The organism is Dyella thailandensis (genome assembly GCF_050749815.1).
In the GTDB taxonomy this organism is placed as follows: domain Bacteria; phylum Pseudomonadota; class Gammaproteobacteria; order Xanthomonadales; family Rhodanobacteraceae; genus Dyella_A.
The window spans coordinates 1,103,739-1,117,575 of sequence record NZ_CP192735.1 but is presented as its reverse complement, the minus strand read 5'-3'; the positions used below and the strand labels follow the sequence as shown (position 1 = coordinate 1,117,575).

The 13,837-nt window shown below is 66.3% G+C and carries 10 protein-coding genes and 1 tRNA gene; 3 read left to right on the top strand and 8 right to left on the bottom strand.

The window, feature by feature from the left end; genetic code table 11:
* Window positions 1-19: 19 nt before the first annotated feature.
* The 5 genes from ACQVBX_RS05165 to serS form a co-directional block, all read right to left on the bottom strand.
* On the bottom strand, window positions 20-721 hold the full coding sequence (locus ACQVBX_RS05165; protein WP_431636881.1) for an XAC0095 family protein: 702 nt from the start codon (window positions 719-721) through the stop codon (window positions 20-22).
* 367 nt (window positions 722-1,088) lie between these two features.
* Window positions 1,089-3,236 (bottom strand): SEC-C metal-binding domain-containing protein, encoded by a 2,148-nt coding sequence (locus tag ACQVBX_RS05160; RefSeq protein ID WP_431636880.1) that lies wholly within the window; start codon window positions 3,234-3,236, stop codon window positions 1,089-1,091.
* 261 nt (window positions 3,237-3,497) lie between these two features.
* Window positions 3,498-3,587 (bottom strand) — tRNA-Ser (locus tag ACQVBX_RS05155).
* Window positions 3,588-3,855: 268 nt separating this feature from the next.
* On the bottom strand, window positions 3,856-4,233 hold the full coding sequence (locus ACQVBX_RS05150; protein WP_431636879.1) for an LrgA: 378 nt from the start codon (window positions 4,231-4,233) through the stop codon (window positions 3,856-3,858).
* The gene (serS, locus tag ACQVBX_RS05145; protein WP_431636877.1) at window positions 4,230-5,510 is read right to left on the bottom strand and encodes a serine--tRNA ligase; all 1,281 of its coding nucleotides are present in this window, start codon (window positions 5,508-5,510) and stop codon (window positions 4,230-4,232) included. The genes ACQVBX_RS05150 and serS overlap by 4 nt, the downstream gene beginning before the upstream one ends.
* Before the next feature lie 157 nt (window positions 5,511-5,667).
* Here serS and ACQVBX_RS05140 point away from each other — a divergent pair, with 157 nt between their 5' ends.
* A complete protein-coding gene (locus ACQVBX_RS05140; protein WP_431636875.1) occupies window positions 5,668-6,396 on the top strand; it encodes a DUF3047 domain-containing protein in 729 nt (242 codons plus the stop codon).
* Window positions 6,397-6,512: 116 nt separating this feature from the next.
* Complete coding sequence (bla, locus tag ACQVBX_RS05135; RefSeq protein WP_431636874.1) at window positions 6,513-7,478, top strand: class A beta-lactamase; 966 nt, start codon at window positions 6,513-6,515, stop codon at window positions 7,476-7,478.
* Window positions 7,479-7,791: 313 nt separating this feature from the next.
* On the opposite strand, the gene ACQVBX_RS05130 is transcribed toward bla, so the two are convergent.
* Window positions 7,792-9,129 (bottom strand): replication-associated recombination protein A, encoded by a 1,338-nt coding sequence (locus ACQVBX_RS05130; RefSeq protein WP_431636871.1) that lies wholly within the window; start codon window positions 9,127-9,129, stop codon window positions 7,792-7,794.
* A gap of 216 nt (window positions 9,130-9,345) precedes the next feature.
* Here ACQVBX_RS05130 and ACQVBX_RS05125 point away from each other — a divergent pair, with 216 nt between their 5' ends.
* On the top strand, window positions 9,346-12,420 hold the full coding sequence (locus ACQVBX_RS05125; protein WP_431636869.1) for a diguanylate cyclase: 3,075 nt from the start codon (window positions 9,346-9,348) through the stop codon (window positions 12,418-12,420).
* Here ACQVBX_RS05125 and ACQVBX_RS05120 read toward each other — a convergent pair.
* Complete coding sequence (locus tag ACQVBX_RS05120) at window positions 12,410-13,093, bottom strand: YoaK family protein (RefSeq protein WP_431636868.1); 684 nt, start codon at window positions 13,091-13,093, stop codon at window positions 12,410-12,412. The two genes, ACQVBX_RS05125 and ACQVBX_RS05120, sit on opposite strands and share 11 nt — an antisense overlap.
* Before the next feature lie 10 nt (window positions 13,094-13,103).
* A complete protein-coding gene (gene lolA / locus ACQVBX_RS05115) occupies window positions 13,104-13,766 on the bottom strand; it encodes an outer membrane lipoprotein chaperone LolA (RefSeq protein WP_431636867.1) in 663 nt (220 codons plus the stop codon).
* Between the last annotated feature and the right edge of the window lie 71 nt (window positions 13,767-13,837).

Here is a 13,837-nt window from a genome sequence, read left to right as displayed (position 1 = left end):
TCCCTCCGCGCCGATCCAGCTACTGGTACGTCGGGTGCTCGCGCACCACGTGCGAGGTACTGCTCATGGGCATTTGCGTGGGCAGTGCGAGGTAGGTGGCTTCCTCCTCGCGTACGCCGGGTTTCACCACGAGCGGCGGCTCCAGCCGCTGTGGGCCATCGATCTCGCGGAGGATGTCTCGCAGCGCGTCCACATCGCGGTAGATGGCGTCGCCCATCACCGTAAGCGTGGCTTCCGAAAGCTCGGCGTGATCGGTGCAGACCACCACATTGCCATAGGCATGGAGGCTGCCGAGCAGCAGGTGCATCTCGTCGATCTGGCTGAGGGTGACGCCGGCGATGTAGCGGATGGATGTCGCATTCGTCGCCGGCTCGGCGACGTACGGCTCCTCGGCCTCCGTGTCCGCGGGCTCCGTCTCTGCCTCTGCTTCTGTCTCCGTGTCCGCGGCCGCCTTGGGTGCCTCTGCCGGTTCGCCACGCTCCGCCGGCCAGGAGAGTTCGTCCAGCACCAGCCCTATCTGCTCCTCGATCAGCTCAAAGCAGATCGCCACTTCACCCGGGCGAATCTCGTTGTAGCACTCGCTGTCTTCGTCCGGCCGTCGAGGCCGGGCCAGGTTGGTGAGGAATCCCACGTACTCACGCAATTGCTTCAGCCGTAGCTGGGTGTCCTCCGGCAGGAAATAGCCGGTGACATTCCGATCTTCCGAATCGATGGTCGACATGCTCGCCTCCTCGTTCCATGAAGTACCCGCACGCCAGGATGGCGACGGGAAGTCGGGAGGTTCGAAACCGCTTAGAGCCGGCGGGCGTATTTCCCTTGCGGGTGTTGTATTAGCCGCCCTCCCGACGCAGGTGTCACGTCGGCTGCGCCTGCAAATGCGCAGGCACAAAAAACCCACCGGTTTGACGGAGGTGGGTACCGCTCTAAGGGGAGTTTCGACGCTCCTTGGGACCGAGTCTCCTACTGCGTTGGAGGAGAGTCAAGGCGATGCGCCGTAATGTGATGTGGGGGCGTCGGGGGCTCCGAACCTCAGCAGCGCGGGCCTCGCGCGCGGCGTCAAATCCGGCTCCTCTCCTAAGTAGTTAGCACTACCTATCGAGACAGCATTTCTTGAACTTCCTTCCGCTGCCACAAGGACATCGGTCATTCCGCCCCACCTTCTGCCTCCCGGCGTCTCGGGCTAGCCGCTTAAGAGAGCTTGCCGGAATTGACTTAGGCATCCCGGCGGTTGCTGCGTCCATCTCATCCGAATGCTGCCACTCAAAATCCAGGACAACCCCGAGTTGCAGGCGAACGTCCGGGTCCAATGAAAGGCCGAACCAGCGTGGGGCTCTCAGTGCGTACTTTCGTCGTTCGCAATGTCTTCCGAGTTTTTGCTTAGCGAATTCCCCCAGTGAAGAATTGCAGTGGAACGTGATACCACCGCTATCATCGCCGATGGAGAAATCATGAGGCTCGCCATCGGCCCGCGTCTTCTGTGCAATCAAATCTAGCCCGCGATTTATATTTCGACAGGTATCCTCGCCTAAAGTGAGAAGGTTGAAACCGATCTCCATCGAGGCCGGATCTGGCTGGCCATTTATCTGAGATAGCAAACGCTCGAACGGCGTGCCAACAAACCGCGTTAGGATGCCATCCGGCGTCCGCGCGCCAGGAATGTTGTCCCGGCGCACCATCATGGCCAAATCCAATTCGGCTGAGATGTCATCGTCGAGCATCACCATATTGAAATCCTCCTCGATCCAGAGGTTTCTCTTTAGGTGGAATCCGAGCGCAGTAAGCTCATGGCTCATTGTTAGGCGCTCAATATTCTCAACTCTCTGCCTGACGTAACTGAGAAGGCGAAGAGGTGTGTCTAACATCTCGGTCAGCGCATCGAGAAGGAAAACATCCATGACGAAAGGCGCGCGTATTCTGTCTGATGTTTTATATTTCAGAAACTGCCTAGCTTGGAAGGCTAGAGCGGGATAGTGTTCAGCAACCAAATTGAAGATGAATATCTCCTTTGGAACTTGCAGCAACTCAATATTTACCTTTTGCGCATCCTTCAAGACGCAATCCCCAGCCAAGATCGCTTCCGCACACAACCAAGCCTGATCGTAAGAGTCTTGAATTGCAGCAGCGAAATCTTTCCGGAGCTGGCCATCGTTCCCTCGGCGAGCTGCCAAAGTTAGTTTCTTTGATTTGGCTTGGACGATGATCAATCGGTTGCCGAAGACAACAAGTACATCAATCTCCCCAACCACTGATTTGCCTCGAACAAGATCGACGTTGGGGTGAATCCGCTGAGATCCAAATACTGTAGCCAAACGCCGCGCCGCAAAAGACTCCGTGAATTCGCCTCGATGCTTAGCCGCTGCAGGCTCATAAGTCTGATCGCCGCCCATCCAATAGAACGGAGATTCATAGAGGGATTCATAAATGCTATAGGGAAGGAAAAGCAGAACCTTGCCATTACCAAGATTCAGCAAAGGCCTTGCATTAACCGCGTTGAAATCTCCCAGCGACTGAAATTGGGCGTTGTCGCTAGATAGCGTGAATGCATCCAGGAAGGCCTGAACTTTCTCTCCTGACAGACCTGTATGGAAAGCTATTTCATCAGCCGTTTGCTCGAATACACTGAGCCAACTGACAGGCTCCTTTCCTGACCTTTTCATTTCTTCGAAGGCCAACTCCATCTTCTTGCTGATGATCTCGCACATCCCTCTTGCAGCAGCTTGGGCTTGCGAAATAGAAAAGCCCATATTCTTTTCAAGCCACGAATCATCGGAACGATACTTTTCCAAAGCGAAATCGCGGTATTGAAAGCTATAAGCCGACTCACTGCCATAGAAGATGGGCTCCCGCATTGCCTCGCCTCGCCAAATATCGCTGTCAGCAATACCGGCCTTGGCGGCAGCGATCATTTGGTCGAACGCGGGACGGCTCATTGCCTCGTGTAACTCCTCCATGAGGAGGTCGGCTCGTTCAAGGTATTCATCTCGAATACGCACTTCTGGCACGGAAGCGTCGATCGGTCCTCGCGCGAGCAACCCAAGAATCGTGGTAATTTCCGTACGAATGAGTCGTTCCCGGCTAAACGATCTCTGCAGGTCTGAGGCCTCCATCTGGCCCACAAAGAACATTGCGACGTCTCGGTAGCAGATTTGCGCAATGGCATGGACGTACCCAGGGGAACGAGCAAGGACCGCTAGGTCCTCAAACACCTCAGCTTCGCTGCGACGTATCTTGTTCATTGGATAGCCCTCCCCATAAAGATTGAACCACAGGCGCGACTGCCCCTTAGCCCATGCAGGCATGTGTCTACGCTTGTCCGATCACCGTAGCAGTATCTATCGCTGCGTCCACGCCATTAAGGGCGAAAGATCGCTACCGCGAGTCGCTCGCGCACACTCCCGTAGCCGTCCTCTAGAAAGCGGAACGCTGGTAGGGAAAGTAGGTACGTGGCAAAGGATGAAACAAAAGAGCCCGTGGATTCAGTGGCTTAATCGCATTTATGGCGGAGAGAGTGGGATTCGAACCCACGGAAGGTTTGACCCTTCGCCGGTTTTCAAGACCGGTGCCTTAAACCGCTCGGCCATCTCTCCGTATTCAGTTGTCGCAGGCGCGTTGCGCGCCCTTCGCCGGTTTGACTCGGGGCTCCTGCCCCTCGCCCTCCGGGCCATCGGCTTCGCCGATGTTCGCTACGGCGTCCTGCCTCCGCGAGCAAGACCGGTGCCTTAAACCGCTCGGCCATCTCTCCGTTTGAATTGTCGGAATGGCATTGCACCATCCCCTTCAAGCTTTTTTCGGAACTGACGTTGAGCTCAGCTTCCGAGCGCAGCCACCGGTTCGGCGGCTACGCTGCGCATGGTATCAGGATCGCGGCGCCACTCGGGGCTCCGGGCGCTTGCGCGAGAGCAAAGCCAGCGAAACGGCCAGGATGATCACCGGGATGATCGCGCCGAGCAGCGGGAAAATGAGCACGGGCTGGCGTACCACCATCGGCACCAGCTGGGTGGCGCCGCCGAAGATCACGGCGCCGATGCGCAGCCAGCGGCGTTTGCGGCCCAGCCACAGCGCCAGCGCGGTGAGCGCCAGCGCCATCCAGGTGAGCACCAGGTCTACCACCGGCAGCTTCCACACTTCGGCGAAGCTGAGCCGGGTGATCAGCACGGTGGCGAGCACCACCAGCAGGCTGACGGTGGCGAACAGCTCCACCTTGTCCCAGGAACGGCGGGTGGAAGTATTCACGCCAGCGTGTCCACGCCGCGCAGGTAGGGGCGCAGCGCTTCGGGCACGGTGATCGAGCCGTCGGCGTTCTGGTAGTTCTCCATCACCGCCACCAGGGTGCGGCCCACCGCCAGGCCGGAGCCGTTGAGCGTGTGCAGCAGCTCGGGCTTGCCGGTGGCCGGGTTGCGCCAGCGCGCCTGCATGCGGCGGGCCTGGAAGTCGCCGCAGTTGGAGCAGCTGGAGATTTCGCGGTAGGTGTCCTGGCTGGGTAGCCACACTTCCAGGTCGTAGGTTTTCACCGCCGAGAAGCCCATGTCACCGGTGCACAGCAGCACCTTGCGGTACGGCAGGCCCAGCTTCTGCAGCACGGCCTCGGCGTGGCCCACCATTTCCTCCAGCTGGTCGAACGACTGTTCCGGCGTGGTCAGCTGCACCATCTCCACCTTCTCGAACTGGTGCTGGCGGATCATGCCGCGGGTGTCGCGGCCGTAGCTGCCGGCCTCGGCGCGGAAGCACATGGAGTGCGCGGTGAGGCGCATCGGCAGTTCCGCCGCCTCCACGATGGAGTCGCGCACCAGGTTGGTGAGCGCCACTTCGGCGGTGGGGATGAGGTAGCGCTTGGTTTCGGCCACGTGGGTGGAGAACAGATCCTCCTCGAACTTGGGCAGCTGGCCGGTGCCCTGCATGGCGTCGGCGTTGACGATCAGCGGCACGTTGCACTCCAGGTAGCCGTGCTCGCCGGTCTGCAGGTCGAGCATGAACTGGGCGAGTGCGCGGTGCAGATGCGCCAGCTGGCCGCGCAGCACGGTGAAGCGCGCGCCGGAGAGCTTGGCGCCGGCGTCGGCGTCGAGCCAGCCGTGGCGGGCGCCGAGGTCGACGTGATCCTTGATGGCGAAATCGAAGCGGCGCGGGGTACCCCAGCGCAGGATCTCGCGGTTGTCGTGCTCGTCCTTGCCCGGCGGCACGGACTCATGCGGGATGTTGGGAATGCCCAGCGCGATGTCGGCGAGCTTGGCCTGTACCTCGGCCAGCGCGGTTTCGTTGGCCTTGAGCTTGTCGCCGATGCCGGCAACCTCGGCCATCAGCGACGCCACGTCTTCACCCTTGGCCTTGGCCTGACCGATCGCCTTGGAGCGCGTGTTGCGCAGGTTCTGCAGCTCCTGCGTTTCGGTGGCCAGGCGCTTGCGCTCGTTCTCCAGCGCCTCCACGGCGGACACGTCCAGCGCGTAGCCGCGGGTCTCCTGGAGGCGGGCGGCGGTTTCGGCCAGGCGCGAGCGCAGCAGGGCGGGGTCCAGCATGGTGATTCCTTCGGGCGGTCAAGGCGTGGAATTATCGCGGCCGCCGCCGTGGCCGCGCAAACGCCGTGCGGCGGTAACACGCGCTGCACACCCGCTTCGCCACACTGCCGCGCCCGCTGGATGCCCGTCCGGCACTCCGCGACTTTTTGGACCTCGCATGCATCGACGCCTTTGGCCCGCCCTCGCGGCGCTGCTCACCACGCTCGCCCTGCCCGCCCTCGCCGACACCGCGGCGCTGGATTTCTCCCACGCGCCGGCAGGCACCAGCCTGCCCGCGGGCTGGCAGCGCTACACCATGTCGCGGCACAAGCCGCCGGCCGCGGTGACGGTGGAAACGCAGGACGGCCGCAGCGTGGTGCACATCGATGCCGACCGCAGCGCTGGGGCCATCGTCGACCGCTTTCGCGCCTCGCCCGGGGCCACGCTGAGCTGGCGCTGGAAGATCGACCACACGGTGGCCAAGGGCGACCTCGCCCGGCGCTCGGGCGACGATTTCGCGGCGCGCGTGTACGTGTTTTTCGATGTGCCGACGCGCCAGCTGAGCTTCGGCCAGCGCATGACGCTGTCGCTGGCGCGCCGCCTCACCGGCGAGAACCTGCCGGCCGCGGCGATCTGCTACGTGTGGGACAACCACCATGCCCCTGGCACCATCGCGCCGAACCCGTTCTATGCGCCGGTGCGCACGGTGGTGATCGAGAGCGGCAACGGCAAGGCCGGCCAATGGGTGGGCGAAAGCCGTGACCTGGCGGCGGATTTCCGCAAGGCTTTTGGCCGCGAACCGCCGCCGATCACCGGCATCGCCATCGCCGCGGATACCGACAATACGCATGGCCAGGCCAATGCGTGGTTCGGCGACGTGCGCCTGGTGGCCAAGCCTTCGCCCTGAGCCCGCGCCGCGGGCGCCGCCTTGAAGCGAACGCCGCGCCTGCGCGGTTCCCGCGCCCTGCCCGCATCGCGCCACGCGGCTGCGTCACACTGCCGGCTTTTTGCAGGGAGCTGACCATGCGCACGTACCGAATGATGATCGCCGCGCTGTTGATGCTGTGCGCCGCCCCGGCCTTCGCCGACGGCCTGCAAGCCAAGCTCGATGCGCTGGCGCAGCGCGCGCAGCCGGGGCAGCTGGGCGTCACCGTGATCGACCTGCACAGCGGGCAGACCTGGCGTGTTGGCGTCGGGCGCGCGTATCCGATGATGAGCGTGTTCAAGGCGCCGCTGGGTGCGGCACTGCTCGATCGGGTGGATCGCGGCGAGCTGTCGCTGGACCGCAGCGTCACCATCACCCGCGCCGACCTGCGCCAGGGCGTCAGCCCGATCGCCAAGCATTTTCAGGGCGAGTCGATGACGTTCACCGTGCGCCAGTTGCTGAAGGCGGCGGTGGGCGACAGCGACAACACCGCGGCCGATGCGCTGCTGCCGCTGGTCGGCGGGCCGGCGGGGCTCACCGCGTGGCTGCGCGCGCACGGCATCGAGGGCATGCGCGTAGACCGCGGCGAAGGCGGCATCAGCCACGACGTGATGGGGCTGGACGCGCACAACCAACCGCCGCCCGGCGAAACCGACGCCCAGGCCGACGCCCGCATCCGCCGCGGCTTTCTGGCCTATATGCACGGCCCGCGTGACACCAGCACGCCGGACGCGGCGGCCAGCTTCCTGCGCAAGCTGTGGCAGGGCCAGTTGCTGTCGGCATCGTCCACCCGCCTGCTGCTGGACACGATGACCCACACGCCGCCCTTGCGCATAGAGGCGGGTCTGCCCAAGGGCGTGGAGTTTGCGCACAAGGGCGGCACGTCGGCCACGTTCGAGGGGATCACGGCGGCGTTCAACGACATCGGCGTGATTCGCTGGCCGGACGGGCGGGCGGTGGTGGTGGCGGGATTTCTTACTGGCTCGACGCAGTCGGCGAAGGAGCGCAATGCGCTGTTTGCTGAGCTGGGGCGGGTGGTGGTTGGGGGTGTGGGCAAGGAGTGAGTGTGCCGGCGGCCGCGGCCCGATTCTGGGCGCCGGCTCCGGGGTCGCGCACAGGGTGCGCTCCTACAGAGCTGCTCGCGCCCCTCCCGGACGTCATTCCCGCGAACGCGGGAATCCATGTTGATCTTGCCTGGTGAAGCAAAGTGGATTCCCGCGTTCGCGGGAATGACGTCGAGGGGTGGTCGAGCATTGGGGGCGGCGTGGAAGGACGGCGCTGTTTGGGTAAAGGCTTTTCGGCACGCTATGCGCTGGCGAGGCGCCGACACCAGCGTGCCGCCAGTGCGTTCACTCGTCAGCCGCCACCCCGCCTGAACTACTTCTTCCGCGCCTGCCGCCTTGCCGCGCGCAGCGCCTCGAGCTTTTCGCGCAGCTTGATCTCCAGGCCGCGGTCGACCGGTTCGTAGAACACGGTGCCGTCGAGTTCGTCGGGCAGGCATTGCTGATCGAGCGCTACGCCGCCTTCGGCGTCGTGGTCGTACTGGTAGTTCTTGCCGTAGCCGAGGCCTTTCATCAGCTTGGTCGGCGCGTTGCGCAGGTGCATGGGCACGTCGAGCGTGCCGCCTTCGCGCACGGCGGCGCGGGCCTTGTTGTAGGCCATGTAGGCGGCGTTGCTCTTGGGCGCGATGGCCAGCCAGATCGCCAGCTGCGCCAGGCCCAGCTCGCCCTCCGGGCTGCCCAGGCGCTCGTAGGTGTCCCAGGCATCCAACGCCATGCGCCAGGCGCGCGGCTCAGCCAAGCCGATGTCTTCCACCGCCATGCGGGTCATGCGGCGGGCGAGGTAGAGCGGGTCCACGCCGCCGTCGAGCATGCGGGTGAGCCAGTACACGGCGGCGTCGGGGTCGGACGAGCGCACCGATTTGTGCAGCGCCGAGATCTGGTCGTAGAACTGCTCGCCGTTCTTGTCGAAGCGGCGGGTGCGGTCGGCCAGCACCTGCTCCAGCGTGGCCTCGCCGATGCTGCCGCCGTCGGCGAGCTCGGCGGCGATTTCCAGCAGGGTGAGCGCGCGGCGCACGTCGCCGTCGGCAGCCTGGGCGATCATCCGCAGCGAGGCCTCGGGCACGTCCAGCTCCAGCTCGCCCAGGCCGCGTTCGCGGTCGGCCAGGGCGCGGCGAAGCGCCTGCACGATGTCGTCCACCGACAGCGACTCCAGCACGTGCACGCGGCAGCGCGAGAGCAGCGCGGAGTTGAGCTCGAACGAGGGGTTTTCGGTGGTGGCGCCTATGAAGAGGATCACGCCGCGCTCGATGTGCGGCAGAAAGGCGTCCTGCTGGGCCTTGTTGAAGCGGTGCACCTCATCGACGAACAGCACGGTGCGCCGGCCCTGGGCGAAGTTGGCCTCGGCCTCGGCCAACGCCTTGCGCACGTCGGGCAGGCCCGAGAGCACGGCCGAGATCGCCTTGAACTCGGCCTCGGCGTAGCGCGCCACCAGCAGGGCCAAGGTGGTTTTGCCGCAGCCGGGCGGGCCCCACAGCACCATGGAGTGGATCTTGCCGGCCTCCAGCGCGCGGCGCAGCGCCTTGCCCGGGCCCACCACCCGCTGCTGGCCCACGATTTCGTCGAGGCTGCGCGGGCGCATGCGCTCGGCCAGGGGTTTGAGGTCGTCGGAGTCGCTGAACAGACCGCCGGTCGGGGTCAGGGGGGAGCGTGCCATCGGCCCATGATAAGCGATAGCGGCCGCCGGCCCGCCCGTGACGCAGCGGCCCCGGCGCACCCTACGCGCCGCCCGCCTGCCGGTATGATGTGCGCCAGATCACACCCCTGCCCCTTAGGTCCGCGTGGAGTGGACGTTGACGATGCCCGGTTCGACCCTGCCGCTGACCGGATCGCCGAAGGGCACACCCCGCACGTTGGGCGACGGAAGGGGCACGTGACCGCATTCTTCAAGCCCCCACGACCCGGCGCCCGCTGGCCGCGCCTGCTCCTGGCACTCCTGCTCGTTTGCCTGCTGCCGCTGTCCACCGTGCGGGCGGCCCCGGCCGACCCGTGGGCGCCGTTCCTCACCCCCTGGTTCGAGCGCGTCGGCACCGCCGACGGCCTGCCCCACTCCGTCACCACGGCAGTGGTGCAGGACAACCGCGGGCTGATCTGGATCGGCACGATGGGCGGGCTGGTGCGCTACGACGGCTTCCGCATGCAGTTGTTCGACGCGCACGGGCAGGAGAACGAGCTGCCGGACGCCTACGTGCGCACCCTGCTGGCGCTGCCCGACGGCGGCGTGCTGGTGGGCACGAATGCCGGCGGGCTGGCGCGCTTCGACCCGGTCGGCAACCGCTTCCACACCTATCCCACCGGCATCGGCGGCACCAGCGACCGCAAGATCTATAGCCTGGCGGCCGACGGCAAGCGCGGGGTCTGGATCGCCACCGACCGCGGCCTGGACTACCTGGACCTCGGCCGCAACACGCTCACCCATATCGCCACCGGCGACGCCCCGGCGCCGCGCAACTTCAGCGTGCTGCAGGACCGCCAGGGCAACCTCTGGCTGGGCAACGACCGCGGCCTGTTCGTGCGCGAGCACGGCAGCCAGGTGTTTGTGCGGCCGACCAGCGCCGACGCGACCGCCGCCATCGTGCTGCACAACCAGACCTGGGCCCTGCACGAAGACGCCGAAGGCCGCCTGTGGGTGGGCAGCGGCCAGACCGGCGCCGCGTACCGCGACACCGACGGCCACTGGCACCCGGTGCCGGGTTTCAGCCCCAGCGCCACGCAACCGAACTTCGCCACCGTGCGCGCCTTCGCCGAGGGCGACGACGGCGCCGAACGGATCGGCACCGACGGCAACGGCATCCTGTCCTACCGCGCGGGCGATCCGGCGGTGCGGCACATCGTGCACGACGCGGCGCGGCCGTCGTCGCTGCCAGGCGATTCCGTGCGCGGGCTGCTGACCGATGCCTCTGGCAACCTGTGGGCAGCCACCGACCTGGGCGCCGCGCACACCGACACCCACGCGCGCATGGTGTGCTCGCTGCTGCCCTCGCCGCTGGACCCGCGCGGGCTGGCCGACACCAACGTGCACGCCATCCTGGTCGACAGCCGGCAACGTATCTGGCTTGGCCTCGGCGGCGGCCAGATCGACCTGATCGACCTGCATGCGGGCACCATCCATCACCTGCGGTTGGACGGCGTGCAGCAGCACCGCGACGTGCAGGCGTTCACCGAGATGACGGACGGCACGATCTGGGCCGGCACGATGGGGCTGGCGCGGATCGACCCAGACACCCTGGCCGTCACCAGCAACGTGGAGCCGCGCCTGGCCGCGCAGCCGATCCTCAGCATGCTGGAGGTAGACGGCAGCCTGCTGCTCGGCAGCTACGTGGGCGCCTACCGGTACACCCCGGCCACCGGCGCGCTGGACCACTTCCGCCATGACGCTGCCGACCCCAGCTCGCTGGCCAGCGATACGGTGCGTGAGATTGCCCGCATCGACGGGCGCATCTGGTACGGCACCACGGGCGGCATCAGCGTGGCGGACGACGCCCACGCCGATCGTGGCTTTCACACGCTGAGCCAACGCGAGGGCGACCGCAGCAACCTGCCCCAGGACTACATCGGCTCGATCACCACCGACCCGGATGGCGGCTTGTGGATCGCCACCTTCGGCGGCGTGGCGCATCTCCCCGACAGCCGCATCGAGGGCACCCCACACTTCCGCGTGCTGGGCACGCGCGAGGGCCTGAGCAGCGAGAAAGTGAACGCCCTGCTGCCCGACGCGCATGGCCACGTCTGGGCGAGCCTGTCCAATGGCGTGTCGATGATCGACCGCGCCAGCGGCGCCGTGCACAACCTGGGCGCGCGCGACGGCCTGCACGTGCCCAGCTACATCTACATCGCCGCGGCCACGGCACCGGATGGCGCGGTGATGTTCGGCGGCCTGGGCGGGCTCACCATCGTGCGCCATCCCCGCGGCGACGCCCCGGCCGAACCGGTGCCGGCACCCTCGATCACCGCCGCGCGCATCGGCCGCAAGGTGATCGCGCCTGGCGCCTTGCCGCAGCGGGGCGAAGCCCTGCGGCTGGACGGCGACAACCGCGACATGCAGGTCGGCTTCGCCGTGCTGGACTACCGCGCCACGCTGGAAACCACCTACAGCTACTGGATGGAAGGCTTCGATCAGAGCTGGACCGAGGTGCCCGCCGGCAGCCCGCCCAGCGCGGTGTACACCAACCTGCCGCACGGCCAGTACACCCTGCACCTGCGCGCCAGCACACGCGGCATGCATCCGGTGACGGTGCAATCGACTTTTCCGGTGACGGTGGCGCCGCGCTGGTTCGAGACGCTGTGGCTGCGCGTGCTGGCGGTGGTGGCCGGCGCGCTGCTGGTGGCGGCGGTGATCCACCTGCGCACGCTGTACCTGCGCCGGCAGGCCAAGCGGCTGCAGCGGCAGATCGACGAGCGAACCCGCGACCTGCAGGAGGCCAACGCCCGCCTCGACCAGCTCGCCGGCACCGACGAGCTCACCGGCGTGTACAACCGCCGTCGCTTCTTGGAACTGACCCAGGGCGTGCGTGAGCTCGCCGGTGATGGCGACGCGTGCCTGGCGGTGCTCGACCTGGACCGCTTCAAGCAGATCAACGACGGCCACGGCCACCTCGCCGGTGACGCGGTGATCCGCGCGGTGACCGACATCATCGTGGGCCAGTGCGGCCCGAACGATCTGGTGGGTCGCTACGGCGGCGAGGAGTTGGTGATCTGCCTGCCCGATTGCGACGCCGGCCAGGCGGTACGCGCCGCCGAACGCATCCGCGACGCCCTGGCCGCCACGGCGGTGCACTACAACAACCACACCATCCGTGTGACCACCAGCATCGGCGTGGCGGCGATCCGGCGTGGCGAGTCGGTGGAGCAGTGGCTGAGCCGCGCCGACGCGGCGCTGTACGAGGCCAAGCGCTGCGGTCGCGACCGCGTGGTGCTGGCGTCGGACGAGGCCGACGTCAGGGCTTGAGGCGCTGCTCGCTGCGCATGGCCCGGTGGCGGTAGGCCGCATAGGCCAGGCCGACCAGCCCGGTAAGCGCTGCCGGTATCAGCAGCACCCGCTCGCTGATCCACATAAAGCCCAGCGTGCCCAGCACGGCGCCGACGATGAAGTGGCTGGCCACCAGCACGCAGACGTGGATGCGCAGCATGTCCACCTCCAGCCCGCGCAGCCGCTGGCCGAGATAGATGCCCAGGTCGGTGAAGATGCCGGACAGGTGCGTGGTGCGAAACGTGGCGCCGCTGTAGGTGCTGACCATGGCGTTCTGCAAGCCGCACGCGGCGGACGCCAGATAGATGCCCAGGTCGTGGTGGGCGGCGATCAACGGCGTCGCGGCAAACAGCAGCGCCGACTCCAGCATCAGCACCACGCCGTAGCGTCGGCCCAGCTGCAGCGTGCGCTGCTGCACGATGAAGCCGCTGGACATCGCCCCGGCCAGGAACGAGAGAATCGCCAGGCCCCAGTGAGCGATCTCGGCCAGATCGACCCGCGCGATCGCCAGGCCCAACTCGGTGCTGGTGCCGGTGAGATGGGTGATCGGTTGATGCCGGAAACACAGGTAGCCGACCGCATTGATGCAACCGGCCACCAGGGCGAGCAGCCCGCCGCCGATCCAGGCCCAGCGCGGCAGCTGTCGCAGCATGGCGCTGGGCTCAGTTCTTCAACGGCTGGGTGCTGATCACCGGCAGGTCGCCGATCACGTCGGCACCGGCCGGCGGCACGAAGTTGAAGGTGTCCGGGGCGATCGCCGCGTTGCGCTGCCAGCCCGAGAAGTGGATCTGCGTGGTCGAGCCGAGCTGGTCGCGGAACACCATGCGGGCCAGGCCGCTGGCGTCGAAGCCGAGGTCGGCATAGGCGAACTGCGGGTCCTTGTCCTTGGAGGTGAGGCGCAGCCAAGCCAGGCCGTCACGCTCGCCCTGTTCGGTGACGGTGAAGTCCTTGTCCATCTGCTTGAGATCGGTAAGCACGGTGAGCGGGCTGTGCGATTCGGCCGAGCTCTGCTTGCGCACGGTGACCTGCTCCAGCTCCGGGTCGTACAGCCACACGCGGCTGCCGTCGGCGACGATGGTCTGCTGGTACGGCGTCAGCGTCTCCCAGCGAAACTGCCGCGGCGCCTGCAGCGCCAACGTGCCGGCACTGCCCTTGCCCGCCTTGCCGTTGGCGTCGGTGAGGGTCTGGGTGAAGTGGCCGGTGAGCGAGTGCAGATCGTGCGCAAAAGCATCCAGCCGCGCGCGCGCCGGGCCGGTCGCCGCATGGGCGAAGCCGGTCAGCGACAGGGCCAGCGTGGCGAAGAAGATCGAGACAAAGCGCTTCATGGGAACCTGGATGTGGGAACGGTGCGTGAAAGTGTGCGGAGCGCCGCCTTAATCGCGATTGTAGGGGCCCG